This is a genomic window from Kocuria rosea (genome assembly GCF_006094695.1).
GTDB classification, from domain to species: domain Bacteria; phylum Actinomycetota; class Actinomycetes; order Actinomycetales; family Micrococcaceae; genus Kocuria; species Kocuria rosea.
This window is the reverse complement of record NZ_CP035103.1, coordinates 51,448-76,486: the sequence shown is the minus strand read 5'-3', so window position 1 is coordinate 76,486 and position 25,039 is coordinate 51,448. Positions and strand designations below refer to the sequence as shown.

Genomic DNA, 25,039 nt, shown 5'->3' with positions numbered 1-25,039 from the left:
GGGGGCTCGGCGTCGTCGAGGGCCGGGGGAGCGGTCCGTCAGAAGGCCACCTTCTTCAGCAGCCGGGACAGCTCCTCCCGCTCCGCCGGGGAGAGCGGGGAGAGCGACTCCGCGGTGGAGTTCTCCACCAGGACCCTGGCCCGGGCGTACAGCTCCCGGCCGGCGGCGGTGGGGGCGATGATCTTCGAGCGGCGGTCCCGCGGGTCGGTCCGGCGCTCCACCGCGCCGCGCCGCTCGAGGTCGTCGAGGATGGCCACGATCTGACTGGGGTCCAGCACCAGGAACTGGCTGAGCTCGCGCTGCGTCAGCTGCTCCTCGCCGCAGGCCAGCGCCAGGACCGAGTAGTGGCGCACCTTCAGCTCCAGCTCCGCCAGCCTCCGATTGGCCGCCGAGGAGCCCGTCGAGGCGGCGCGGGCCATCAGGAAGACCGGCTCCGCCGTCAGCTCCGCCTCGAGGAGGCGCTCGAGACCGGCGGACGGGTCGGTGGGCGTGGTCATAGCGTCTCTCCTGGGGCCGGGGACCCCAGTCTACGGAATCCGTGCCCCCAGCATAGATGGAGGTTCTTAACCATTGACATTCTCAACGAATAGCGGTGGAATAGGGACGAACCCGCAGCAGTGACGGGCGTCACCCCGTCCGCCCATCCACGAGCGCCGATCCGTCAGCGCCGATCCGTCAGCGAAGGAGCCACCCCATGGCACAGGACAGCACCGCATCCCCGAGCACCACCCCTCTCGCCGGCAAGGTCGCCGTCGTCACCGGCTCCGGCCAGGGTCTGGGCCTGGCCTACGCCCAGGAGCTCGCCCGCCAGGGCGCGGCCGTGGTCATCAACGACGTCGACCAGGCCATCGCCGAGAACGCCGTCGCCTCCATCACCGAGACCGGCGGGCGGGCCGTCGCCGTCGTCGCCCCCGTGGGCTCCACCGAGACCGCCACCGCCCTGGTGCAGGGTGCGGTGGAGGCCTTCGGCCGCCTCGACGTCCTCGTCACCAACGCCGGGGTGCTGCGCGACAAGTCCCTGCTGAAGATGACCGACGAGGACTTCGACCTCGTCATCCAGGTGCACCTGCGCGGCACCTTCACCTGCGCCCGCGAGGCCTACCGGTACTTCAAGGAGAACGGGGTGCCCGGGCGGATCATCACCATCGGCTCCCCCACCGGCCAGTACGGCAACTTCGGCCAGACCAACTACGCGGCGGCGAAGGCCGGGATCGTGGGCATGGTCCGCACCTGGGCCCTGGAGATGAAGAAGGCCGGCGTCACCGCCAACGCCGTCATCCCCGTGGCCGCCACCGCCATGACCGAGACCATCCCCTTCTTCCGCTCCGCCGTCGAGGCCGACCGCCGCGGCGAGCCGATGCCGGACTTCTTCCGCAAGGACCTCGGCTTCGGCAACGCCGCCGACGTCGCCGGCCTGATCGCCTGGCTCGCCTCCGACGACGCCGCGGGCGTCACCGGCCAGGCCATCGGCGCCGGCGGGGACCGCCTGCAGGTCTTCAGCCACCCCCGCCCCGTGGCCACCGAGTACCGCAACGGCGGCTGGACCTTCGAGGCGCTGCGCGAGCAGCTCCCCGCCATCCTCGAGGGCAGCCTGCAGCCGGTCGGCGAGACCCTGCCCCCGCTGCCGGAGGAACTGAAGCCCGAGTCCGCGACCCAGCAGTCCTAGGGGGACCACCATGCGCTACGAGTACGGTCTCGACCTCGCGTCGCTGAACGCGATCGACATGCACGTGCACATCGAGTGCTCCGACCACGGACACCCGTCCCTGCCCGCGGCCCTGACCGAGGCCTCGGCCAAGTACTTCAAGGCCGAGGACCGGTCCCCGTCCCTGGACACCATCGCCGAGCGCTACCGCGAGTGGCGGATGGCCGCCGTCGTCTTCACCGTCGACGCGACCACCGCCCTGGGCCACGAGCCGAACTCCATCGAGGAGATCGCCGCCGGCGCGGCCCGCAACAACGACGTGCTGATCCCCTTCGGCTCCGTGGACCCGCTCCAGGGCTCCGCCGCGGTGGAGCGGGCGAAGATGCTCGTCGAGGAGCACGGCGTCAAGGGCTTCAAGTTCCACCCCTCCCTGCAGGGCTTCGACCCCTCGGACGAGCGGTTCTACCCGCTCTACGCGGCGATCCAGGACCTGCGCGTCCCCGCCCTGTTCCACACCGGGCAGAACGGCATGGGCGCCGGGCTGCCCGGCGGGGGCGGGATCAAGCTGGGCTACTCCAACCCGCTGCTGCTGGACGCGGTGGCCGCGGACTTCCCCGAGCTCCAGGTCATCATGGCCCACCCCTCGGTGCCCTGGCAGGAGGAGGCCAACTCCATCGCCACCCACAAGGCCAACGTGTGGATCGACCTCTCCGGCTGGTCCCCCAAGTACTTCCCCGAGTCCCTGGTGAAGGCCTCCAACCGGATGCTCCAGGACAAGGTCCTCTTCGGCACCGACTACCCGCTGATCACCCCGCAGAAGTGGCTGAGCGCCTTCGAGGAACAGTCCTTCACGGACGAGGTCCGACCCAAGATCCTCAAGGACAACGCCGTGCGCCTGCTCGGTCTCGACGGGGCGCGGGCATGAGCACGGACGCCGGGCGCCTCTACCCCGACTGCGACCCGTACGGGATCGCGGAGAGACTGACCGAGGCCGAGAAGGCCCCCCTGCGCCGGCTGCGCCGGGTGCTCGAGGACGAGGTGCGCCCGCTGCTGGCCGAGTACTGGGAGGCCGGGGAGTTCCCCTACCAGGTCGCCCCCTCCCTGCACGCCCTCGACCTCATGACCCCGCCCGAGCTCACGGCCGACGGCGGGCAGCCCCGGTCCCTGTACCACGGGTTCCGGATCTTCGAGCTGGCCCGCACCGACGCCTCGGTCGCCACGTTCTACACCGCCCAGGCCGGGCTGTTCCGCACGGCCTGCCGCGTGGGCGGCACGCCGGAGCAGTTCGCCGCGTGGGACCCGAAGATCACGTCCTTCGAGATGACGGGAGTGTTCTGCCTGACCGAGCCCGAGCACGGCTCCGACATCGCCGGCGGTCTGGCCACCACGGCCCGGCGCGAGGGCGACGAGTGGGTGCTGACCGGCACCAAGCGCTGGATCGGCGGCGCCTTCACCGCCGACCTCCTCGCCGTCTTCGCCCGCGACGAGGCCGACGGGCAGGTCAAGGGCTTCCTCGTGGACCGGCAGGCCCCGGGCGTGCGGCTGGAGAAGATCCACGGCAAGACGTCCCTGCGGATGATGCAGAACGCCGACATCCACCTCGACGGGGCACGGGTGCCGGAGGCACAACGGCTGGGGAACGTGAACTCGTTCAAGGACGTCGCCGCGATGCTGCGCGCCATGCGCTCCGACGTCGCCTGGATCGCCACCGGCATCCAGGCCGGCGCCTACGAGGCCGCGCTGCGCTACGTGCGGGAGCGCGAGCAGTTCGGCCGCCCGATCGGCGGCTTCCAGCTCGTCCAGGAGAAGCTGGCGCGGATGCTCGGCAACGTCACCGCGTCCTTGACCATGGTCGCCGGCCTCGCCGAGCGGCAGGAGGGCGGCGTCTACCGGGACGAGGACTCCGCCCTGGCGAAGATGTGGATCAGCCTGCACATGCGCGAGACCGTGGCGCTGGCCCGCGAACTGGTCGGCGGCAACGGCATCACCCTGGCCCACGACGTCGCCCGCTTCCACGCCGACGCCGAGGCCGTCTACTCCTACGAGGGCACCCACGAGATCAACGCGCTCGTGGTCGGCCGGTCGATCACCGGCCGGAGCGCGTTCGTCTGAGCCGCCCGCCCGACACCACCCGATCCACCACCGACGCCACCACGTAAGGACACGCCATGACCGAAGCACAGACCCAGCCCCAGACCGTCGTCGCCTTCGACGAGGTGAAGAACCTCGTCGGCAAGAGCCTCGGGCACTCCGCCTGGCGGGAGATCACCCAGGAGCAGGTGAACACGTTCGCCGACGCCACCGACGACCACCAGTGGATCCACGTGGACCCCGAGCGTGCCGCCGAGGGCCCGTTCGGCGCCCCGATCGCCCACGGCTTCCTGACCCTGTCCCTGCTCATCCCGATGTGGTCCGAGCTCTTCGACGTCACCGGCGTGAAGACCAAGGTCAACTACGGCCTGGACAAGGTCCGCTTCACCTCTCCCGTCAAGGTGGGCTCGCGGATCCGCATGACCGTGACCATCACCGACGTCCAGGAGGTCAAGGGCAACGGCCTGCACCTGGTGGCCGACGGCACGATCGAGATCGAGGGCGAGGAGCGGCCCGCCGTGGTCGCCACCTTCCTCAACCGCTTCTACGCCTGAACGCGCTGCCTCCTGACCCGCGGCGGCCCGGGTGACCACGTTCTTCCGTGGTCGCCCGGGCCGCCGCGGGTCAGCGGGTGCGGAGCGGGTCAGACGGTCGCCTCGGCCCGCGCGCAGGCCGCCACGGCCTCCGCCACGGCCGGGGCGACCCGGGGATCCAGGGCGGAGGGCACGATGTGGTCCGCGGTCAGACCGTCGGCGGCGGCGATCGCCGCGATCGCCCGGGCGGCCTCGAGCTTCATGACCGGGGTGATCCGGGCCGCCCCGGCGTCCAGGGCGCCGCGGAAGATGCCGGGGAAGGCCAGCACGTTGTTGATCTGGTTCGGGAAGTCCGACCGGCCGGTGGCGACCACGGAGGCGTACTTCGCGGCGACCTCGGGCATGATCTCCGGGTCCGGGTTGGCCAGGGCGAACACGATCGCGTCCTCGGCGAGTTCGGTGAGGTACTCCTCGGGGACCGTCCCGCCCGAGACGCCCACGAACACGTCGGCGCCCTCGAGGGCGTCCTTGGGTCCGCCGATCAGCCCGCGCGGATTGGTGCGCGCCGCACAGCCGGCCTTGATCGCGTTGAGGTCGTCGCGCTCCCTCGAGATGATGCCCCGGGAGTCCATCAGCACCACATCGTCGATGCCCTGGGCCAGCAGGATCTCGGTGATCGCGATCCCGGCCGCTCCGGCGCCGGCGATCACGACCTTCAAGCCCTCCAGGTCCTTGCCCACCAGGGTCGCGGCGTTGAGCAGGGCGGCCAGGACGACGACGGCGGTGCCGTGCTGGTCGTCGTGCATCACCGGGATGTCGAGCTCCTCGATGAGGCGGGCCTCGATCTCGAAGCAGCGCGGGGCCGAGATGTCCTCGAGGTTCACCGCGCCGAAGGACGGGCGCAGCAGCTTGACGGTGCGCACGATCTCCTCGACGTCCTGGGTGTCGAGCACGATCGGGATCGAGTCCAGGTCCGCGAAGGTCTTGAACAGGGCGGCCTTGCCCTCCATCACCGGCAGGGACGCGGCCGGGCCGATGTCGCCCAGGCCCAGCACGGCGGAGCCGTCGGAGACGACCGCCACGAGCCGCCCGGCCCAGGTGTGCGTCCTGGCCATTGCCGGGTCGGCGGCCACCGCCCGGCTCACCTCGGCCACCCCGGGGGTGTAGGCGATGGACAGGTCGCGGCGGGTGGCCAGGGGGGACTTCGAGACCACGGCGAGCTTGCCGCCCTCGTGGGAGCGGAAGATCTCCTCGGACGTGATCGGGCCGGACTGCTGATTCTCGTCGCTCATGCGGGGTCCTCGTGCTCTCGTCGTTGAGTGCGAACAGGGTCCCCGCCATTGTGCCCCACCGCCGGGACCCCTCCCCCGCCCGTGTGACGCTCCGGGACCTCCGCGGTGCTTCCGCCCCGGGCGGCACAGAGCCCCCGGACCGCGTGGTCCGGGGGCTCTGCTCGCGGGGTCGGGCGCGCGCGGCGCCCGACGGTGCGGACCGGGGATCAGATGATGGACCGGCCCCCGGTGAGCGCCTTCTCGAAGCGCTCCTGGACGTCCGCCCAGTTCACGATGTTCCAGAAGGCCTTGACGTAGTCCGCCTTGACGTTCTGGTAGTCGAGGTAGAACGCGTGCTCCCACATGTCCAGCTGGAGCAGCGGGATCGTGGCGACGGGCACGCCGTTCTGCTGGTCGTACATCTGCTCGATGACCAGGTTGCCGCCGACGGGCTCAAGGGCGAGGATCGCCCAGCCGGAGCCCTGGATCGTGGTGGCCGCGGCGGTGAAGTGGTCGCGGAAGGCGTCGAAGGACCCGAAGTGGTCCTCGATCGCCGCGGCGAGCTCACCGGTCGGCTTGTCGCCGCCCTCGGGGGAGAGGTTCTGCCAGAACACCGAGTGGTTCACGTGGCCACCGAGGTTGAACTGCAGGTCCTTGGACAGCTTGGCCGCGGCGGCGCCGTCACCGTTCGCGCGGGCCTCCGCCATCTTCTCCAGGGCGGTGTTGGCACCGGCCACGTAGGTGGCGTGGTGCTTGTCGTGGTGCAGCTCCATGATCTTCGCGGAGATGTGGGGCTCGAGCGCCGCGTAGTCGTAGGGGAGATCGGGAAGGGTGTACTTCTCGGCCATAGGAGAGTCCTTTCGAGTGCTGTCGTGTGGTTCCACCCTCGTCCCGCGCGCGAGCAGGGGTCAAGGAGGTTCCGCCACCAGCGTACGGCGCGCCCCCGGGCAGCCTCCGCCGGGGGCTCAGAAGAAGTCGGGCGGGCTCTCGAGCGGGCAGCGGGGCGGGTGGGGGGTCAGCTGGGACGGGACCGTGAACTCGTAGTCCCCCGTCTCGATCATCCGCCCGAGCGTCTCGAGGGCGTTCCGGGCGCTCCGGCGGGCGGCCGGTTCGAGCAGGCGCCACAGCCAGGCCTTGGACTCCGTGAACCGCCCGTCCACGGCCTTCTCGATCCGGGTGCCCCCCTCCACCGGTTCCCAGGTGATGGTCACCAGCAGATCCACCACGCCCTTGGTGGTGCGCATCCTCAGGCGCCGGCCCGGGACGTGGTCGGAGACGATGTTCACGAAGGAGAAGCGGAGGGGGCCCACGCGGACCGTGGACTCGATCGACGTGCCGAGCTGCAGCACGGCCGTGCTGACCTGGTAGTTCCGCTCCGGGATGGGGTTCCAGCGGCGCAGGCAGCCGGGGTCGAGCAGGAAGCGCTCCACCAGGGCCGGGTCGGCCGCGACCACGGCCGTGTCCACCAGCCGGAACGTCGTGGCGCCCTTCAGCATCGTGTCCTCCGCTCCCCGGTCGGATCCGCGCCCCGGGCAGGCACGCGCAGTGCACGGACGGGAGCAATTCGCATGTGCACACAACTACTCTAGTGATCGGCCGTCGGGGGGCCCGCCCGTCCGGGTGCACAGGGGGTGGAGAAAGTTGTCCACAGGTGTGGAGGAACGCGTGCACAGAGCGAGCACCGGCGCCACCGATCCCCGGCCGGCGGCGCCGATGCAGGTCAGCGCGGGGTCGGCGGGACAGGGAGTCCCGTAATTCCACCGGTGGAAGTTATCCACGCTGTGGACAACACCTGTGGAGAAGCTGTTGAGAAGACCGTGCCAGGACGTCACGGAGCGTCGCACAGAGGTCGGCCGGTCCCCCTGAACGGGGGACAGCACCGGTCGGCGGGCGGGCGGGGACCCCGCCGAACGGGAGGCGGCAGCGGCCGGGAGCACTCCGGACGGCGGCGTCCTAGCGGTGTGCGCGGGAGCGCACGAGGACGGCGAGCGCCGCGCAGGCCAGGTAGCAGACGAGCACCACGCCCCAGCCCACCGCGAAGGACCCCGTGAGCTGGAGCAGTCCGCCGAGGACGAGCGGACCGGCGCAGAACCCCGCGTACAGGCCCATGGTCACCACGCCGGTGGACGCACCCACCCGGTCGGCGGGCACGGCGCGCATCGCCGCGGACATCACCACCACGCTCACCGCGAGTGCCGCACCCCCGTGCAGGACGGCCGCCGGCCACACCGCCCACGCGAGGCCGGGGTGCAGGGGCGCCAGGACCAGCAGCACGGCGCTCGCGGCCGCCCCCAGGGCCATGCCGGCCAGCAGCACGAAGCCGTCCGCGCCCGGCCGGTCCATCACGCGCGCCCACAGCACCCGGGAGGCGATGCCCACGAGCGCGGAGACGGACACGGTGGCCCCGGCGGCGACGACGTCGAGGCCCAGCTCCCGGTGGGCGTAGAGCGGCAGGTAGACGTTGGCGGCCTGCGCCCCCAGCCCGGTCAGTGCCGCGGCCGCGGCGTACGCCCGGACGGCACCGGGCATCGGCGGCCGCGCGGCGGCGCCCGCCGCCCGGGACCGGAACGGCGTCGTCGTCCCGGACGGGGACGTCGTCCGGGACGGGCGGGCCACCGGGGTGCCGGGGTGGTTGTCCGGGACCGTCCACCAGCCGTGCACGAGCAGGAGCAGCACCGCGCCCACGGCCACCAGGACCGCGGTGCGCCAGCCGAGCAGCAGGCCCAGCGCGGGGAAGGTCAGGCCCGCCACGAGCTGCGAGGCCTGCACGCCGGCCTGCTTGATCCCGAGCCAGCTCGCGCGCCGCCCGGCGGGCACGTGCAGGCGGATGAGCCGGTTGGTCGCGGGGTTGGCCATGACCTGCCCGAGCCCCGAGAGCACCATGGCCGCGAGCAGGACCGCGTAGCCCGGCGCGGCGGCGGTCAGGAGCATCGCGAGCGCGGCGCCGCCGAACATCACGACCAGCAGGGTGCGGGCGGCCAGCCGGTCCGCCCAGCGGCCCGTGCGCACCGCGGTGACGGCCGCGACGAAGAAGGTGGTGGTGGCGAGCAGCCCGAACTGCGCCTCCGTGAGCTCCAGGTCCGCGATCACCAGGGGGCTCATCGCCGAGAGGCTGTGGGTCAGCAGCGGGCCCACGGCCATCGTGGCGGTGAGCACCAGCATGAGGTGCGCGCCCGGCCTGCGGTCCCGGGTCACCGGTCCTTCCCCGGGGTCGGCCGGTCGGCGGCGTGCAGGCCCACGACGCACGCCACGATCCCCGCCAGGAAGAGGGCCTTCGCCCACGAGATCTGCTCCTGCCCCGTGCCGGCCGCCCACGCGACCGTGAGCACGGCGCCGATGCCCGTCCACACGGCGTAGGCGGTGCCCATCGGCACCACCCGGGCGGCGCGTGCCAGGGTGAGCATGCTCAGCACCAGGGTCACGGCGAAGAGCAGACCGGGGCCCGGCCGCGAGAAGCCCTCGGACGCGCCCAGGGCGGTGGCCCAGACCGCCTCCAGGATCCCGCTGAGCACCAGCAGCGCCCAGGCACGGGCGCGCCGGTCCCGCGCGGCCCGCGCCGCGCCGGCCTCAGCCGACAACCTTGAGTCCGATCACACAGCCGACGAGGCCGAGCACCAGCAGGATCCTGAGGGGCGTGGCGGACTCGCGGCCCGTCAGCATGGACCAGGCCACGGTCAGGGCCGCGCCGATGCCCACCCAGACGGCGTACGCCGTGCCCGTGGGGAGGGCCGTCATGGCGTAGGACAGTCCGGCCAGGCTCACGGCGGCCGTCACCGCGAACACCACGGCCGGCACGGGACGGCGGAGCCCGTCCGAGGCCGCGAGCGCGGACGCCCACACCGCCTCGAGGACGCCCGAGAGCACCAGCACCGTCCACGCACCCACGGGTCAGCGCTTCGGGAGCACGCGGATCCAGAGGAACCCGTGGGCGTCGAGCAGCAGACCGTGGCGCAGGTCGAGCTCGGTGTTGCCGTGCAGCTCGACGGCCTGGGGCAGGAACCCCGAGAGGGTCTCCCCCGTGACGAACTGGGACCAGTCGGAGAAGTTCGCCAGGCACAGCACCACCGTGTTGCCGCCCGGGCGCTGGTAGCCCAGCACGTGGGGGTTGCGCGCGTCGAACGGGAGGAGCGTGTTGCCGTCGAACTCCGGGGAGTTCCGGCGCAGCTCGACCATCCTCCGGATGCCCCCGAAGATCCGGCCCTGCACGGAGAACAGCTCGTGGCGGCGCTCGTAGTCCTGGACGGGCCGCGGCGGCCGGTGCACCCACCGGGCGTCGCCGGCGTGGGCTGGGTCCTCGTTCCAGGCGGGGTCGTTGAGCTGGCCGACCTCGTCGCCCAGGTACAGCAGGGGGATGCCGCCGGTGCTCATCGCCACGGAGTGCGCGAGCAGGACCCGGTCCACCGCGGACGCCGGGTCCTCGGCGAGGCCCAGCAGGGACGCCGTGGTCCCGCACACGCGGCAGTCCCCCGTGCGGGGGTTCTCCTGGAACGGGACGCCGTCCGCGAAGCTGCCGGGGTGGCGCCCGGTGTAGAAGGCGTTGAGGAAGCGGCGGTGGTCGTGGCCCTGCACGCCCAGCCGGGCGGCGTCCTCGTCCGAGAACGTCCAGCCGATGTCGTCGTGGCCGCGCACGTAGTCCACCCACGCCGTGCCGGGCGGGAGGGCGTGGCGCTCCTCGAGGGCCTGCGCGAGCAGCTTCGGCTCCCGGGTGGCCATCGCCTCCCAGGTCAGGGCCATCTGGAGCGGGTTGTAGGACAGCTGGCACTGTCCGGGCTCGATGTACCGGGCGACCTCGTCCGGGTGGACGATCGCCTCGGACTTGAACAGCACGGCCGGCGCGGCGATCCGGCACAGCGCGTTGTACGCGCGCAGCAGCACGTGGGCCTGGGGCAGCGACTCGCAGGCGGTGCCCAGCTGCTTCCAGATGAACGCGACGGCGTCCATGCGCAGCACCTCGACGCCCTGGGCGGCCAGGAACAGCAGCTCCGCGGCCATCGCCCGGAAGACGGCGGGATTGGTGTAGTTGAGGTCCCACTGGAAGGAGTAGAAGGTGCTCCACACCCACCGGGGGTCCTCCTCGCCGGCGCCGATCCGCGTGAAGGAGCCGGGGTGGTCGTCCGGGAAGATCTCCCGCGTGGTGCGCTCGAACTGCTCCGGGACCGTGCGGTCCGGGAAGATCCAGTAGTAGTCCTCGTACTCCCGCTCCCCCGCGGCGGCCCGGCGCGCCCACTCGTGCTCGTTGGAGGTGTGGTTGAAGACGAAGTCGAGGACCAGGCTGATCCCGTTCCGGCGCAGCTCGCGGCTCAGCTCGGCGAGCTCCTCCATGGTCCCCAGCCTCGGCTCCACGCGGCGGTACGAGGACACCGCGTAGCCGCCGTCCGAGTTGCCCTCCGGCGCCTCGAACAGGGGCATGAGGTGGAGGTAGGTCAGGCCCAGTTCCCGGAAGTAGGGGATCTGCTCCCGGATGCCCCGCAGGTTCCCCGCGTACCGGTCCACGTAGCAGACCCCGCCGAGCATCTGCCGCGCGCCGAACCACGCGGGGTCCTGCTCGCGCCGGGCGTCCAGGTCCTTGAGGTCGTCGGGGCGCTCGGCCCAGGAGCGCGCCAGCTGCAGCCCGAGCTCGCTGAGCTGTTCGAGGAAGTCCTCGCGGTGGCCGTAGATCTCGGCGAAGAGCAGCGTCAGCCGGGGGAAGTGCTCGTCGAACCTGCGGTCGAAGTCCGTCCACCCCGTGCCCGGCAGGTCCGCCGGGCGGCCCTCCTGCACCCGCTGGCGGACGCACGCGGTGATCACGCGCGCCTGGTTCTCCGGCGACAGGCCCGGGATACCGGGCGTACTGGTGTTCGGCACACTGCTCCTTCGGTCGTCCGCCCCGGGGCGGGCAGTCTCCGAACTCGAGATCCTCCTTGACGACGAGCCCTCGGATGGTCGAGGACCAGCTGCCACCGGTGGGTGGGAGCGGTCCGCCCCTCAGCATACTGATGCGCTCCCAGCTTTTCAGCGGATGACCCGGGGCTTCCTCCACATGCCTGTGCACAGAGTTGTCCACAGGTGTGGACGAGTCCTGGGGACACTGTGGGGAAAGGCCCGCCGGCTCCCTCCGGGAGCGCCCCGGCGGGCGCGGAGGACCCCTGGAGACGACGCCGTGCGTGTGGAGAACCCTGTGCAGGGCGGACGCCGCGCCCCGGGATCGCGGACCCCGGGACGCGGCGCCCGTTCCGGTGCCGTGCGCGGGCTCAGTACCCGTTGGCGGACAGCCACTCCTGCGCGGCGTCGGCCGGGCTGACCTGGTCCTCGCCGCTGACCTGGCGGTTCAGATCGATGAGGGCCTCCGTGGTGAGCTTGCCGGAGAGCTCGTTCAGCGCGTCCACCGCCTCCTGGGGCAGCCGGTCCGCCGCGGCCAGCGGCAGGACCTGCTGGGCGATGAAGTTGTTCTCCGGGTCCTCCAGCACCACGAGGTCGTTGTCGGCGATCGCCGGGGTGGTCGTGAAGATGTCGGCGACGTCCACGTCCCCGTCGAGGAGGGCCTGGACGGTGAGCGGGCCGCCGCCGTCGTTGATCGGCTCGAAGGACTCCGGCACGCAGCCGTACTTCTGCTCCAGGCCGTCGAGGCCGTAGGCGCGCTCGGCGAACTCGGGCGGACCCGCGATCACGAGCTCCCCGCACACCTCCGCCAGGTCCGCGATGCTCGTGAGCCCGTACTGCTCCGCGGTCCCGGAGGTGACCACCATGGCGTCCTTGTTCTCCGCCTCGGAGGCCTCGAGCACGGTCAGGCCCTCGGGCAGCGCGTCCGGCAGGGCCGCCATGATCTCGTCGGCCGAGCTCGCCGTGGCCTCGGGGTCCGCGAAGAGCAGCAGGTTGCCGGAGTAGTCCGGGACCACGTCCACGGACCCGTCCTGCACGGCCCCCACGTAGGCCTCGCGGGCGCCGATGCCCAGGGACGTCTCCGTCTCGACCCCGGCGGACTTCAGCGCCCCGGCGTAGAGCTCGGCCACGATCTGGCTCTCCGGGAAGTCGGCGGAGCCCACGGTCACGGTCTCCGAGGACGTGGTCGCGGACCCGTCCTCCTCGGCGAGGGGGTCGCCGCCGCCGCAGGCGGTCAGGCCCAGCAGCAGGGCGGCGCCCAGGGCGGGCGCGGCGGCGCGGCGGCGGAGCGCGGGAGCGGTGGTCATGGTGGTTCTCCTGTCGGTCGGTGGCACGGAGGACGGTGGGGCTCGGGAGGACGGGGGTCAGGGGCAGCGGTGGGTCAGGGAGCGGCGAGGCGCAGCCCCGGCGAGGTGGACAGCCGCTGGGCCAGGGCCAGGACGGCGTCCACGACGAGCGCGAGGACCGCCACGAGCACCACGGAGCCGAGCATCCGGTCGTAGTCGCGCACGGCGAGGCCGTCGATGAGGTAGCGGCCGAGGCCGCCGAGGTTGATGTAGGCGACCACGGTCACGGTCGCCACGACCTGCAGGGCGGCGTTGCGGACCCCGCCCAGGATCACGGGCAGGGCGTTGGGCACCTCCACGCGGGTCAGCACCTGGCTCCCGGTCATCCCCATCGCCGCCCCGGCGTCCTTGAGGGCCGGGGACACGTTCGCGACCCCCGCGTAGGCCCCCGACAGGATCGGGGGGATCGCGAGCAGGACGAGCGCGATGATCGGCGGCACCAGTCCGAGCCCGAGCAGCAGGGTGAAGAGGGTGAGCAGGCCCAGCGTGGGCAGGGCGCGCAGCGCCCCGGCCAGGCCGACGACGACGCCGGAGCCGCGCCCCGTGTGCCCCACCCACAGGCCCAGGGGGACCGCCACGGCCAGGGCCACGGCCATCGTCACGCCGCTGTACGTCAGGTGCTCCAGCAGCCGGGCGGGGATGCCGCCGGGCCCGGACCAGTTCTCGGGATCGGTCAGCCACTCCAGGGCGCCGCCGGCGAGGCTCACGCGACCGCTCCTCTGCGCACGCGCGGGACCGGGGCCGTGCCCGCCCGCTGCCAGCGCGTCAGGGCGCGGCCGGCCCCCCGCAGCACGAGGTCCATGAGCACCGCCAGGACCACGGTCAGGACGATGCCCACCGCGATCTCCTCGAGGATGGACCGGCGCAGCCCGTCGGTGAACAGGGTGCCGAGGGACTGCACGCCGATCACGGCGCCCACGCTGACCATGGAGATGTTGCTGACGGAGGCGACCCGCAGCCCGGCGACCAGCACGGGCACCGCGAGCGGCAGCTCGACCGCGAAGAAGCGCCGCAGCGGGCGGTAGCCCATCGCGGTGGAGGCCTGCAGGATGTCGCGGTCCACGGACTCGAAGGCGTCCACGGAGGAGCGCACCAGGATGGCCACGACGTAGACGGTCAGCGCCACGACCACGTTCACCACCGAGGTGATCTGCGTGCCGAGGAGCAGGGGCAGCACCACGAACAGGGTCAGGGAGGGGATGGTGTAGAGCAGGGAGGAGCCCGTGACGAGCACCGGGCGCAGCGTGCGGTTGCGGGCGGCGAGCCGCGCCACCGGGACGGCGACGAGGGCGCCGAGCAGCAGGGGCAGCACCGACTGGACGAGGTGCGTGCCCGTGAGCTCCAGGACGTAGGGCCAGTTCCGGCTCGTCCAGTTCATCGGGGCGTCCGCCCGCCGAGCCGCGCGTCCTCGATGGCCGCGATGATCTCCCCCGGCTGCATGATCCCGACCGCCCGGCCGTCGTCGTCGACGACCACGGCGAGGCCCGACGGCGAGGACAGGGCCGCGTCCAGGGCGCTGCGCAGGGAGCTGCCGGGCCGGTGCAGGGTGCCGCCGACCACGGGGTCGTCCTCCGCGCCGGGCCGCACCCAGCCGCGGGGGGCGCCGTCGTCGTCGACCCGCAGCGTCCACCCGTCGGGGACGGGCCCGTCCCCGGTGCCGGCCACGCCCTGGGTGCCGTCCGGGCGCACGGTGGCCACCGGGTGCACGGGGATGTCGTGGGCCGAGTCGAAGGTCAGGGAGCGGAAGCCGCGGTCCCGGCCCACGAAGTCCGCCACGAAGTCGTCGGCGGGCGCGCGCAGCAGCTCCTCCGGGGTGGCGTACTGCGCCAGCCGCCCGCCGGTGGCGAAGACGGCCACCCGGTTGCCGAGCAGGATCGCCTCGTCGATGTCGTGGGTGACGAACACGATGGTGCGGTGCAGCCGGCGCTGGAGGTCCAGCAGCTCGCGCTGCAGGTCCTGGCGCACCACGGGGTCCACGGCGGAGAACGGCTCGTCCATGAGCAGGACCGGCGGGTCGGCGGCGAGCGCCCGGGCCACGCCCACGCGCTGCTGCTGACCGCCCGAGAGCTGGGAGGGGTAGCGGGAGCCCAGGGCCTCGGCGAGCCCCACGGTGCTCAGCAGCTCGTGGGCCCGCTCCCGCGCCTGCTTCCTCGGCACGCCGTTGAGCCGCGGGACGGTCGCGATGTTGTCCACCACGGTCCGGTGCGGCAGGAGGCCCGACTGCTGCATGACGTAGCCCATGGAGCGGCGCAGCTCGTGGGCGGGCACGGACGTGACGTCACGGCCCTCGACCGTGACGGAGCCGGAGGTGGGCTCCACCATGCGGTTGATCATCCGCAGGGAGGTGGTCTTGCCGCAGCCGGAGGGTCCCACGAACACGGTGAGGGACCCGCGGGGGATCTCGAGGTCGAGGGCCTCGACGGCCGTGGTCCCGTCCGGGTACGTCTTGCCGGCGCCCTCGAAACGGATCGCGATGTCGGTCATGGAGATCCTCCCGTTGCCGTCCGGCCAGTATAGGCAAGCACGGCGGACGCCCCGCTAGACTCGCGTCCACCGGAGCCGGATCCCGCGGGACCGCCGGCCGACGCGCGAGGAGGTGGACGGTGCACAGCCTGGAGCTGCTGCTCGGCGAGGACGCCGAGGCGGCCGTGCGCGCGGACTGGGACCGGCTGGCCGAGGCGGGACTGCCCAGCTCCGGCCGGCACCGCTCCGAGTCCAACCGCCCCCACATCACCCTGGTGGCCGCCCCGTCCCTGGCCCCGGAGACCGTGCCGGGGGTCGACGAGCGGGTCGCCGCGGCCGCCGGGTTCGTGGACCTGCCGCTGACCAGCGCGGGCGTGCTGCTGTTCGGTCCGGGCCGGGGCGGCTACGTGGTGGTCCGCCAGGTCGTGACCACCCCTGAGCTGCTCGAGCTGCACCGGCGGGTCTGCGACGCCGTGGGCTCGGTCCCGGGGCAGGCGCGCACCTCCTTCCCCGGGGCCTGGACGCCGCACATCACCCTGGCGCGCCGGATGCGCCCGGAGCAGGTGGCCGCCGCGCTCGACGTCCTGGCCCCGCACCCCGAGCCGCTTCGCGCCGTGGCGCTGCGCCGCTGGGACGCGGACGCCCGCACCGTGGTGCAGCTGGCCTGAGGTCCGGCCCCGTGCCGGCGACGGGTGCGGAGCCGCGTAGGCTCGGATCATGACGAGCGCACAGGACATCGCCACCTGGATGATCGACCGCATCCGGACCGAGGGACGACTGTCCCAGGACCAGGCCGTCCAGGACATCCCCGGGACCTTCGGCCCCGAGTGGGTCCGGACCCTGGAGAACGGGCACACCGGGATCAGCAAGGAGGTCCTCGCGGAGTTCCGCAAGGCCCACGGCGGCACGGTGCAGTGGGACCGCGACCGCCGCTTCTGGTCCCTCAAGAGCTGAGCCGCCGGGCCGATCCGCCGGGCGGCTCCCCCGGCACGGCCGGGGCTCCCCGCGTGACGGTGGACACCTCTTTCCGGCTCCGGCTATCCTAGGAGCAGAAGACGCCCATGAGCTGTGGTGGGAGAGTCCCGCCGGTGCACTCGGACCGGCGGGCGCCGTAGGAGCAATTCCTCCCCAGGAAACTCTCAGGCCCCCGTACCACCACGGATCGGCAACTCTGGAAAGCAGCCCGGCGCGCGTCGCCGGACTCACCGACGGTGCAAGCGGCTCCACGGCCGCGGAATCTCTCAGGTCCCAGACAGAGCGGGGAGGAACTCGAACCGATCCACGCCGCCCTGGCGTGCAGCACCCGGGAGTTCCTCATGACGATCCAGCTCGCCACCACGTCCCCGACCACCGTCTTCGCCGACCGGCACATCGGTGCCGGCTCCGACGCCGTCCGGACCATGCTCGCCCGCGTGGGCCGCACCAGCCTCGACGACCTGGCGGACGCCGCCGTGCCCGCCGACATCCGGCAGAACACCCCTCTGGACCTGCCCGCGGCGCTCAGCGAGCAGGAGGTGCTCGAGCAGCTGCGCGCCTTCGCGGACCGCAACACCACGGCCGTGCAGATGATCGGGCAGGGCTACTACGACACCCACACGCCCCCGGTGATCCTGCGCAACGTGCTGGAGTCCCCGGGCTGGTACACCGCCTACACCCCCTACCAGCCCGAGATCTCCCAGGGCCGCCTCGAGGCGCTGCTGAACTTCCAGACCATGGTCTCCGACCTCACGGGGCTGCCGGTGGCCAACGCCTCGCTGCTGGACGAGGCCACGGCGGTGGTCGAGGCCGTGCTCCTGATGCGCCGGGCCAACAAGGCCCGCGGCAACGGCGCGATCGTGGTCGACGCCGACATCCTGCCGCAGACCCTGGCCGTGGTGCTGGCCCGCGCCGAGGCGCTGGGCTTCGCCGTGCAGGTCGCCGATCTGACGGCGGGCCTGCCCGAGGGCGAGATCACCGGCGTGGTCCTGCAGCAGCCCGGGGTCTCCGGGCGGGTCGTCGACCACGCCGCGGTGATCGCCGAGGCCAAGGAGCGCGGGGCGATGGTCACGGTCGCGGCCGACCTGCTGGCCCTGACCCTGATCACCCCGCCCGGCGAGCAGGGCGCGGACATCGCGGTGGGCTCCTCCCAGCGCTTCGGGGTCCCCCTGTTCTTCGGCGGCCCGCACGCCGCCTACATGGCGGTGCGCTCCGGCCTGGAGCGCAACCTGCCCGGCCGCCTGGTGGGCGTCTCCAAGGACGCCACGGGACGGGCCGCCTACCGCCTGGCGCTACAGACGCGCGAGCAGCACATCCGCCGGGAGAAGGCCACCTCCAACATCTGCACCGCTCAGGCGCTGCTGGCCGTCGTGGCCGGCATGTACGCCGTCTACCACGGCCCGGAGGGGCTGAAGGCCATCGCCCGGCGCGTGCACGGCCTCGCCCGCACCCTGGCCACCGTGCTGCAGGGCGCCGGCCACGAGCTCGTCGCGGAGCAGTTCTTCGACACCCTCACCGTGCGGGTCCCCGGCCGGGCGGAGCAGGTGGTCCGCGCGGCCGAGGGCCGCGGCGTGAACCTGCGGCTCGTCGACGCCGACCACGTGGGGATCTCCTGCGACGAGGCGACCACGGAGCAGCACCTCGTGCTCGTCGCCGAGGCCTTCGGCGTGGCGGACGCCGCCGCGGCGGTCGCCGCCGGGCCGCGCGGCCCGGAGCTGGACGCCGGGCTGCGGCGCACCACGGAGTTCCTCACCCACCCGGTGTTCTCCACCCACCGCTCCGAGACGCAGATGCTGCGCTACCTGCGGCGCCTGGAGAACCGGGACCTGGCCCTGGACCGGACGATGATCCCGCTGGGCTCCTGCACCATGAAGCTCAACGCCACCGCCGAGATGGCGGCCATGAGCTGGCCCGAGTTCGCCTCGATCCACCCGCTGGCCCCGGCCCACCAGACCACCGGCTGGCGCGAGCTGATCGCCGACCTGGAGGGCCGCCTGGAGGAGATCACCGGCTACGCGGCCGTGTCCCTCCAGCCCAACGCCGGTTCCCAGGGCGAGCTGGCGGGCCTGCTGGCCATCCGCGGCTACCACCGGTCCCGCGGCGAGGAGCAGCGCACCGTGTGCCTCATCCCCGCCTCGGCCCACGGCACCAATGCCGCCTCCGCGGTCCTGGCCGGCATGAAGGTCGTCGTGGTGAAGACGGCCACCGACGGCACGATCGACCACGCCGACCTCGAGGCGAAGATCGAGGCCCACCGCGACCAGCTGGCCGCCATCATGATCACGTACCCCTCCACCCACGGGGTCTACGACGCCGACGTGCGCCAGGTCTGCGACGCCGTCCACGCCGCCGGCGGGCAGGTGTACCTCGACGGGGCCAACCTCAACGCCCTGGTCGGGCTGGCCCAGCCGGGGAAGTTCGGCGGGGACGTCTCCCACCTGAACCTGCACAAGACCTTCTGCATCCCGCACGGCGGCGGCGGGCCCGGCGTGGGCCCCGTGGCGGTGGCCGCGCACCTGGCCCCCTTCCTGCCCGGCGACGCCACCCGCGCCGAGGCGGACGGGGAGTCCGGCGCGCCGATCTCCGCCACGATGTTCGGCTCGGCCGGCGTGCTGCCGATCTCCTGGGCCTACATCGCGATGATGGGCGGCGACGGCCTCACCCGGGCCACGCAGACCGCGCTCCTGACGGCGAACTACGTCGCCGCCGCGCTCGACGAGCACTACCCGGTGCTCTACACCGGCAACAACGGGCTGGTCGCCCACGAGTGCATCCTGGACCTGCGACCGCTCACGGCCCGCACCAAGGTGACCGCCGAGGACGTGGCCAAGCGGCTGATCGACTTCGGGTTCCACGCCCCGACCCTCTCCTTCCCGGTGGCCGGGACGCTGATGGTCGAGCCGACCGAGTCCGAGGACCTCGCCGAGATCGACCGGTTCATCACCGCGATGACCACCATCCGCGAGGAGATCGAGCAGGTCGCCCGCGGTGAGCTCAGCGCCGAGGACAGCCCCCTGCGCCACGCCCCGCACACCGCCGAGGTCGTGGCCGCGAGCGACTGGGACCGCCGCTATCCCCGCGAGCAGGGCGCCTTCCCCGTCCCGGAGCTGCGCCAGGACAAGTACTTCCCGCCGGTGGGCCGCATCGACGGCGCCGCCGGGGACCGCAACCTGATCTGCTCCTGCCCGGCCCCCGAGGCCTTCGAGAACTGATCCGGCACCGCACCGCCACGAAAGGCACGACATGAGCGTCAGCACCACCTCCCGCCACACCGCCCTGCACGACGAGCACGCCGCGCTGGGGGCGTCCTTCACCGACTTCGGCGGCTGGGACATGCCCCTGAAGTACGGCTCCGAGCTGGCCGAGCACCGCGCCGTGCGCACCGCCGCCGGTCTGTTCGACCTCTCCCACATGGGGGAGATCCGGGTGACCGGCCCGGACGCGGCGGCCTTCCTGAACACGGCCCTGGTGGGCAACCTGGCCGCCATCGCCGTGGGCCGGGCCAAGTACTCCCTCATCTGCACCCCCGAGGGCGGGATCATCGACGACCTGATCAGCTATCGGCTGGCCGAGCAGGAGTACCTGGTGGTGCCCAACGCCGGCAACGCGCCGACCGTGCTCGCCGCCCTCCAGGAGCGGGCCGCCGGCTTCGACGTCACCGTGGCCGACGAGTCCGCCGACACCTCGCTGGTCGCCGTCCAGGGCCCCGCCGCGCAGGCGATCCTGCAGGAGCTCGTCCCCGCCGAGCAGCAGGAGCTGGTCGCCGAGCTGAAGTACTACTCGGCCGCGCCGGTCACCGTCGCCGGGACCGACGTGCTGCTCGCCCGCACCGGCTACACCGGGGAGGACGGGTTCGAGCTCTACGTGCCCGACGCCCAGGCGGTGTCCCTGTGGCGGAAGCTCCTGGAGGCCGGGCAGGGCCACGGGCTCGTCCCCTGCGGCCTCGCCTGCCGCGACTCCCTGCGCCTGGAGGCCGGGATGCCGCTCTACGGCCAGGAGCTCACCCTGGACCTCACCCCCTACGAGGCCGGTCTCGGCCCGGTCGTCTCCTTCAAGAAGGAGGAGGACTTCGTGGGCCGCACGGCCCTGGAGGCCCGCAGGGGCGCCGGGACGGACCGCAAGCTGGTCGGTCTGCGGGGCGAGGGCCGGCGCGCGGCCCGCGGCCACTACCCGATCAGCGTGGACGGCGAGGTCGTCGGCGAGGTCACCTCGGGGGCGCTCAGCCCGACCCTGGGCTACCCCATCGCCATGGCCTACGTCGACAACGCGCACGCCGAGCCCGGCACCGAGGTGCAGGTCGACCTGCGCGGCAAGCCGGTCCCGTTCGAGGTCGTGTCCCTGCCGTTCTACCGGCGCGGGCAGTGACCCGGCCGGCTCCGGCAGCCCGTTCCACCACCAGTCGTCCTCCCCTCCTGCTGAAAGGTTCTCGATCATGAGCAACATCCCGTCCCACCTGCGCTACTCCGCCGAGCACGAGTGGGTGGACGAGTCCTCCCCCGTGAAGGTCGGCCTGTCCGCGGTCGCCGTCGACGCCCTCGGCGACGTCGTCTACCTCGACCTGCCCGAGGCCGGTTCCACCGTGACCGCCGGCGAGGTCTGCGGCGAGGTGGAGTCCACCAAGTCCGTCTCCGAGCTCTTCGCCCCGGTCTCCGGCACGGTGGTGGACGTCAACGCGGCCGTCGTCGACGAGCCCGGGCTGGTGAACTCCGACCCGTACGGGGACGGCTGGCTGTTCACCGTCGAGGTCACCGACGAGGGCGAGCTGCTCACCGCGGAGCAGTACGAGCAGGCCCAGGAGGACCAGGCCTGAGCACGCCCCCACGAGCGCAGCAGGACGTCGGGACCCTGGGCGAGGGCTGAGCACCGGCCGCGCCCGGGTACCGTCGAGGACCGTGGTGCGGGCCGGGTCCCGGCCCGCACCACGACCGTTCCACCCACCACCGCCCCGCACCGGGGCACCACCTCCTTTGGAGCATCACCGTCATGGCCATCAGCGTCTTCGAACTGTTCACCGTGGGCATCGGCCCCTCGAGCTCCCACACCGTCGGCCCCATGCGCGCCGCACGGCGCTTCGCCGAGACCCTGACCGGGGACGGGCTGCTGGAGCGCACCGCGGACCTGCGCGTGGACGTCTACGGGTCGCTGGCCGCGACCGGCCGGGGCCACGGCACCTTCACCGCGATCCTGCTCGGCCTGGAGGGCTACGACCCCGAGACCGTGCTGCCCGCCGAGGTGGACGAGCGGCTCGCCGACCTCGCCGAGACCGGGACGCTGCGGCTGTGCGCGGCCCTCGGGCAGCGCAAGGACCTCCCCTACCGGGTCGAGGACATGGTGCAGCACCCGCTGACCGTCCTGGAGCGGCACACCAACGGCATGCGCTTCCAGGCCCTGGACGCCTCCGGCGCCGTGCTGGCCGACGAGACCTGGTTCTCCGTGGGCGGCGGCTTCATCGTCCGCGAGGGCCAGGAGGGCGCCGCCGCGGCCGAGCTGGACGCCGCCAGCGCCCAGGTGCCCCACCCCTTCCGCACCGCCGCACAGCTGCTGGCCCACTGCGAGCGCACCGGCCTGCCGATCAGCGGGGTGATGCTGGCCAACGAGCGGACCTGGCGCGACGAGGACGAGATCCGGCAGCAGCTGCTGCACATCTGGACCGTGATGGAGGAGTGCAAGGACTCCAGCCTCCGGCGCACCGGCCCGCTGCCGGGCGGGCTGAACGTGGCCCGCCGCGCCCCCGAGTGGCACCGGCGCCTGCGCACCGAGGACCCGGACCGGGACCCGGGCTTCTGGCCGGAGTGGGTGAACCTCGTGGCCCTGGCGGTCAACGAGGAGAACGCCTCCGGCGGACGCGTGGTCACCGCCCCCACCAACGGGGCGGCCGGCATCATCCCGGCGGTGCTGTTCTACGCCACCCACTACTCCCCCGCCGCCCGCGCCGCCGCCGCGGAGGGCCCCGAGGCGCTCGCGGCCGCCCGGCGGGACATCGTGGTCCGCTTCCTGCTCACGGCCGGGGCGGTCGGGGTGCTCTACAAGGAGCAGGCCTCGATCTCCGGGGCCGAGGTGGGGTGCCAGGGCGAGGTCGGCTCCGCCTCCTCGATGGCCGCCGCCGGCCTCGCCGAGGTCCTGGACGGGACCCCGGCCCAGGTGGAGAACGCCGCGGAGATCGCCATGGAGCACAACCTCGGGCTGACCTGCGACCCCATCGGCGGACTGGTGCAGATCCCCTGCATCGAGCGCAACGCGATCGCCGCGGCCAAGGCGATCAACGCCGCCAAGATGGCGATGTGGGGCGACGGCACCCACCGGGTCAGCCTCGACGAGGTCATCGTGACCATGCGCGAGACCGGCAGGGACATGAGCCACAAGTACAAGGAGACCGCCCTGGGCGGACTCGCCGTGAACGTCGTGGAGTGCTGACCGTGAGACGCTGAGCCCGTCGGCCCGGACGGTCCTGTCCGTGCGGACCGGCGAGCAGCGTTGGCACCCATCGAGGAGACGAGACCGCACCGTGACAGCCCCCGCCCAGGACACCCGTTCCCCGCAGCGCCCCACCGCCCTGGTGGTGGGGGCCAGCGGCATCGCCGGTTCGGCGATCGTCGAGCAGCTGACCCGCACCGAGGACTGGGACGTGCTCGCCCTCTCCCGCAACCCCGTCCCCGGCAGCTCGGCCCGGCACCTCGGCGCCGACCTCCGCTCCCCCGAGAGCCTGGCCGCGGCCCTGGCCGGGGAGCGGCCCACGCACGTGTTCTTCACCGCCTGGTCCCGCCAGGCCACCGAGAAGGAGAACATCGAGGTCAACGCCGGGATGGTCCGCAACCTCCTGGCCGCCCTGGCCCACGCCCCGGTGGAGCACGTGGCGCTGATGACCGGGCTCAAGCACTACCTGGGCCCCTTCGAGGCCTACGGCAAGGGGGACATGCCCGACACCCCCTTCCTCGAGGAGGAGCCGCGCCTGCCGGTGGAGAACTTCTACTACGCCCAGGAGGACGAGCTCTGGGCGGCCGCCGGCCGCCAGGGCTTCCGCTGGTCCGTGCACCGGGCGCACACGGTCATCGGCCACGCGGTGGGCAACGCCATGAACATGGGGCTGACCCTGGCCGCGCAGGCGGCGATCTGCCGGGAGACGGGCCGCCCGTTCGTGTTCCCCGGCTCCGAGGTCCAGTGGAACAGCCTGACCGACATGACCGACGGGTCCCTGCTGGCCGAGCACATGGTCTGGGCCGCCACCGAGGAGGCCGCCGGCAACGAGGCCTACAACGTGGTCAACGGCGACGTCTTCCGCTGGCGCCGGATGTGGCCGGCGCTGGCCGCCTGGTTCGGGCTTGAGTGGGAGGGCTACCAGGACGCACCGCGGCCGCTGGAGCAGCAGATGCGCGGCGCCGAGGACGTCTGGGCCCGGATCGTCGCCCAGCACGGGCTCGCGGAGCCCGACCTCGCCCGCGTGGCCTCCTGGTGGCACACCGACGCCGACCTCGGCCGGCCCATCGAGGTGGTCGCCGACATGAGCAAGAGCCGGCTGGCCGGGTTCACCGGCTACCGCCGCACCCGGGACTGCTTCACCGGCCTCTTCGACCGCTGCCGGGCCGAGCACATCATCCCCTGACCCCCAGACAGGGACCCGGGAGGGGTCAGCCGCCCACGCGGGAGAGGATCGCGGTGAGGGCGGTCCGCACCCCGGTGGAGAGCGTCGGCTCGATCGCCGGGGCGAAGAACGGCGAGTGGTTCACCGGCACGGGTCCCTCCCCCTCGAGGACGGCTCCGTCGTGGCCGCCGAACATCCAGAACACCGAGGGCACCCCGATCGCCGCGCCGAGGGCCCCGAAGTCCTCCGAGCCCATCATCGGTTCGACCTCCACCACGTTGTCCTCCCCCAGCACCTCGCGGAAGCGCTCGACGAGAGCAGCGGTGGCCGCCGGGTCGTTGTAGTTGCGGGGGAAGGTCGAGAGCTCCTCGATGGTGGGCTCCGGGGCCCCCGAGGCCGCCGCCTCCGCGGTGATGATGCGCCGCAGCGCGCCCAGGACGTGGTCCCGGACGGCGGGGTCGAAGGTGCGCACGTTGAGCGTGAACTCGGCCGAGGCCGGGATGATGTTCTCCTTGAGCCCGCCGTGGAAGGTCGCCACGGTGACCACCGCGGCCCGGCGCGCGTCGATCTCGCGGGAGACGATGGTCTGGATCCGGGTGATCATGTGCGCCCCGAGCACGATCGGGTCGGTGGCGTCCTGCGGCTGGGACGCGTGGGCCCCCTTGCCGTGGACGGTGACCCGCCAGGAGTCGGCCATCGCCATGACGTCCCCCGCAGCCCAGCTGACCGTGCCGGCCCGGGAGGGCATCACGTGCTGGCCGAGGACGACCTCCGGCAGCGGCGCCCGCTCCCACAGCCCGTCCTCGAGCATCGCCCGGGCGCCGGCGGCGGTCTCCTCCCCGGGCTGGAACACGAGCACCACGGTCCCGGCCCAGGCCTCCCGCGCGCCGGCCAGCAGCTCGGCGGCCGTCAGCAGGGCGGCCATGTGCGTGTCGTGGCCGCACCCGTGCATCACGGGGACCTCGGTGCCGTCCTCCAGCCGCCCGGTGGCGGTGCTGGCGTAGTCCAGACCGGTGTCCTCGGCCAGGGGCAGGCCGTCGGTGTCGGCGCGGAAGGCCACCGTGGGCCCGTCCCCGTTGCGCAGCACCCCGACCACCCCGGTGCCGCCGCACCGGAAGTTCTCGATGCCCAGGGCGGTGAGCCGCTGCTCGAGCAGGGCCGCGGTGGCGTGCTCCTGCATGGACAGCTCCGGGTGGGCGTGCAGCTCGCGGTACAGCAGGTGCATCCGCCGGCGCAGGTCGTCGGTCAGCTGGAGGTCCGTGGTGGTGCTCATGGTG

Annotated in this window: 24 protein-coding genes and 2 riboswitches; of the genes, 11 read left to right on the top strand and 13 right to left on the bottom strand. The window is 72.9% G+C overall.

The annotated features are described in order from the left end of the window. Positions 1-38: 38 nt before the first annotated feature. Positions 39-497 carry a MarR family winged helix-turn-helix transcriptional regulator gene (locus tag EQG70_RS00350; protein WP_017831751.1) on the bottom strand — a complete coding sequence of 153 codons (459 nt, stop codon included), beginning with the start codon at positions 495-497 and terminating at the stop codon, positions 39-41. A 197-nt stretch (positions 498-694) separates the two neighbouring features. Between EQG70_RS00350 and EQG70_RS00345 the strand changes: the two genes are divergently transcribed. The 4 genes from EQG70_RS00345 to EQG70_RS00330 are packed head-to-tail and all read left to right on the top strand — an operon-like array spanning position 695 to position 4,290. Continuing rightward, positions 695-1,666: an SDR family NAD(P)-dependent oxidoreductase gene (locus EQG70_RS00345; RefSeq protein WP_017831750.1), complete on the top strand. Its 972-nt coding sequence runs from the start codon at positions 695-697 to the stop codon at positions 1,664-1,666. Between the two features lie 10 nt (positions 1,667-1,676). Continuing rightward, positions 1,677-2,570 (top strand): 4-hydroxyphenyl-beta-ketoacyl-CoA hydrolase, encoded by an 894-nt coding sequence (locus tag EQG70_RS00340; RefSeq protein ID WP_017831749.1) that lies wholly within the window; start codon positions 1,677-1,679, stop codon positions 2,568-2,570. Further along, complete coding sequence (locus EQG70_RS00335) at positions 2,567-3,757, top strand: acyl-CoA dehydrogenase family protein (protein WP_109268872.1); 1,191 nt, start codon at positions 2,567-2,569, stop codon at positions 3,755-3,757. Before EQG70_RS00340 ends, EQG70_RS00335 begins: the two co-directional genes overlap by 4 nt. A gap of 56 nt (positions 3,758-3,813) precedes the next feature. After that, entirely contained in the window at positions 3,814-4,290 is a 477-nt protein-coding gene (locus EQG70_RS00330; RefSeq protein ID WP_017831747.1) for a MaoC family dehydratase, read from the top strand. Between the two features lie 89 nt (positions 4,291-4,379). Here EQG70_RS00330 and EQG70_RS00325 read toward each other — a convergent pair whose 3' ends face one another. The 11 genes from EQG70_RS00325 to EQG70_RS00275 all read right to left on the bottom strand — a co-directional run bounded on the left by EQG70_RS00325 (position 4,380) and on the right by EQG70_RS00275 (position 15,229). Beyond that, positions 4,380-5,561 carry an NAD(P)-dependent malic enzyme gene (locus tag EQG70_RS00325; RefSeq protein ID WP_109268873.1) on the bottom strand — a complete coding sequence of 394 codons (1,182 nt, stop codon included), beginning with the start codon at positions 5,559-5,561 and terminating at the stop codon, positions 4,380-4,382. A 206-nt stretch (positions 5,562-5,767) separates the two neighbouring features. Beyond that, a complete protein-coding gene (locus EQG70_RS00320; RefSeq protein WP_109268874.1) occupies positions 5,768-6,388 on the bottom strand; it encodes a superoxide dismutase in 621 nt (206 codons plus the stop codon). Positions 6,389-6,505: 117 nt separating this feature from the next. Next, positions 6,506-7,036: an SRPBCC family protein gene (locus EQG70_RS00315; protein ID WP_109268875.1), complete on the bottom strand. Its 531-nt coding sequence runs from the start codon at positions 7,034-7,036 to the stop codon at positions 6,506-6,508. A 457-nt stretch (positions 7,037-7,493) separates the two neighbouring features. Continuing rightward, positions 7,494-8,735 carry an MFS transporter gene (locus tag EQG70_RS00310; protein WP_109268876.1) on the bottom strand — a complete coding sequence of 414 codons (1,242 nt, stop codon included), beginning with the start codon at positions 8,733-8,735 and terminating at the stop codon, positions 7,494-7,496. After that, a complete protein-coding gene (locus EQG70_RS00305) occupies positions 8,732-9,118 on the bottom strand; it encodes a DMT family transporter (protein ID WP_109268877.1) in 387 nt (128 codons plus the stop codon). The genes EQG70_RS00310 and EQG70_RS00305 overlap by 4 nt, the downstream gene beginning before the upstream one ends. Beyond that, entirely contained in the window at positions 9,108-9,425 is a 318-nt protein-coding gene (locus EQG70_RS00300) for a DMT family transporter (RefSeq protein ID WP_017831741.1), read from the bottom strand. The genes EQG70_RS00305 and EQG70_RS00300 overlap by 11 nt, the downstream gene beginning before the upstream one ends. 3 nt (positions 9,426-9,428) lie before the next feature. Beyond that, positions 9,429-11,384 (bottom strand): amylosucrase, encoded by a 1,956-nt coding sequence (locus EQG70_RS00295; RefSeq protein ID WP_031282128.1) that lies wholly within the window; start codon positions 11,382-11,384, stop codon positions 9,429-9,431. Positions 11,385-11,770: 386 nt separating this feature from the next. Then, positions 11,771-12,706 carry an ABC transporter substrate-binding protein gene (locus EQG70_RS00290; protein ID WP_035924285.1) on the bottom strand — a complete coding sequence of 312 codons (936 nt, stop codon included), beginning with the start codon at positions 12,704-12,706 and terminating at the stop codon, positions 11,771-11,773. A gap of 74 nt (positions 12,707-12,780) precedes the next feature. After that, positions 12,781-13,452, bottom strand: coding sequence for an ABC transporter permease (locus EQG70_RS00285; protein ID WP_095650011.1), 672 nt, complete (start codon positions 13,450-13,452; stop codon positions 12,781-12,783). Beyond that, complete coding sequence (locus tag EQG70_RS00280; protein WP_017831737.1) at positions 13,449-14,123, bottom strand: ABC transporter permease; 675 nt, start codon at positions 14,121-14,123, stop codon at positions 13,449-13,451. The genes EQG70_RS00285 and EQG70_RS00280 overlap by 4 nt, the downstream gene beginning before the upstream one ends. Continuing rightward, positions 14,120-15,229: an ABC transporter ATP-binding protein gene (locus tag EQG70_RS00275; RefSeq protein ID WP_109221598.1), complete on the bottom strand. Its 1,110-nt coding sequence runs from the start codon at positions 15,227-15,229 to the stop codon at positions 14,120-14,122. Before EQG70_RS00275 ends, EQG70_RS00280 begins: the two co-directional genes overlap by 4 nt. A 119-nt stretch (positions 15,230-15,348) precedes the next feature. Between EQG70_RS00275 and EQG70_RS00270 the strand changes: the two genes are divergently transcribed. The 7 genes from EQG70_RS00270 to EQG70_RS00240 all read left to right on the top strand — a co-directional run bounded on the left by EQG70_RS00270 (position 15,349) and on the right by EQG70_RS00240 (position 23,783). Continuing rightward, complete coding sequence (locus EQG70_RS00270; protein WP_017831735.1) at positions 15,349-15,876, top strand: 2'-5' RNA ligase family protein; 528 nt, start codon at positions 15,349-15,351, stop codon at positions 15,874-15,876. Positions 15,877-15,925: 49 nt separating this feature from the next. After that, complete coding sequence (locus EQG70_RS00265; RefSeq protein ID WP_017831734.1) at positions 15,926-16,162, top strand: DUF6953 family protein; 237 nt, start codon at positions 15,926-15,928, stop codon at positions 16,160-16,162. A gap of 108 nt (positions 16,163-16,270) precedes the next feature. Then, positions 16,271-16,373: riboswitch (glycine riboswitch) on the top strand. Further along, a riboswitch (glycine riboswitch) is annotated at positions 16,374-16,474 on the top strand. A 50-nt stretch (positions 16,475-16,524) separates the two neighbouring features. Continuing rightward, on the top strand, positions 16,525-19,395 hold the full coding sequence (gcvP, locus tag EQG70_RS00260; RefSeq protein WP_017831733.1) for an aminomethyl-transferring glycine dehydrogenase: 2,871 nt from the start codon (positions 16,525-16,527) through the stop codon (positions 19,393-19,395). 31 nt (positions 19,396-19,426) lie between these two features. Next, complete coding sequence (gene gcvT / locus EQG70_RS00255) at positions 19,427-20,548, top strand: glycine cleavage system aminomethyltransferase GcvT (RefSeq protein ID WP_095650015.1); 1,122 nt, start codon at positions 19,427-19,429, stop codon at positions 20,546-20,548. A gap of 67 nt (positions 20,549-20,615) precedes the next feature. Further along, positions 20,616-20,993 carry a glycine cleavage system protein GcvH gene (gcvH, locus tag EQG70_RS00250; protein WP_035924297.1) on the top strand — a complete coding sequence of 126 codons (378 nt, stop codon included), beginning with the start codon at positions 20,616-20,618 and terminating at the stop codon, positions 20,991-20,993. A 173-nt stretch (positions 20,994-21,166) separates the two neighbouring features. Next, the gene (locus EQG70_RS00245) at positions 21,167-22,597 is read left to right on the top strand and encodes an L-serine ammonia-lyase (RefSeq protein ID WP_109268878.1); all 1,431 of its coding nucleotides are present in this window, start codon (positions 21,167-21,169) and stop codon (positions 22,595-22,597) included. A 91-nt stretch (positions 22,598-22,688) separates the two neighbouring features. Next, the gene (locus EQG70_RS00240; protein WP_109268879.1) at positions 22,689-23,783 is read left to right on the top strand and encodes an SDR family oxidoreductase; all 1,095 of its coding nucleotides are present in this window, start codon (positions 22,689-22,691) and stop codon (positions 23,781-23,783) included. Positions 23,784-23,808: 25 nt separating this feature from the next. Here EQG70_RS00240 and EQG70_RS00235 read toward each other — a convergent pair whose 3' ends face one another. Next, positions 23,809-25,035, bottom strand: coding sequence for an amidohydrolase (locus EQG70_RS00235; protein ID WP_109268880.1), 1,227 nt, complete (start codon positions 25,033-25,035; stop codon positions 23,809-23,811). Positions 25,036-25,039 lie beyond the last annotated feature (4 nt).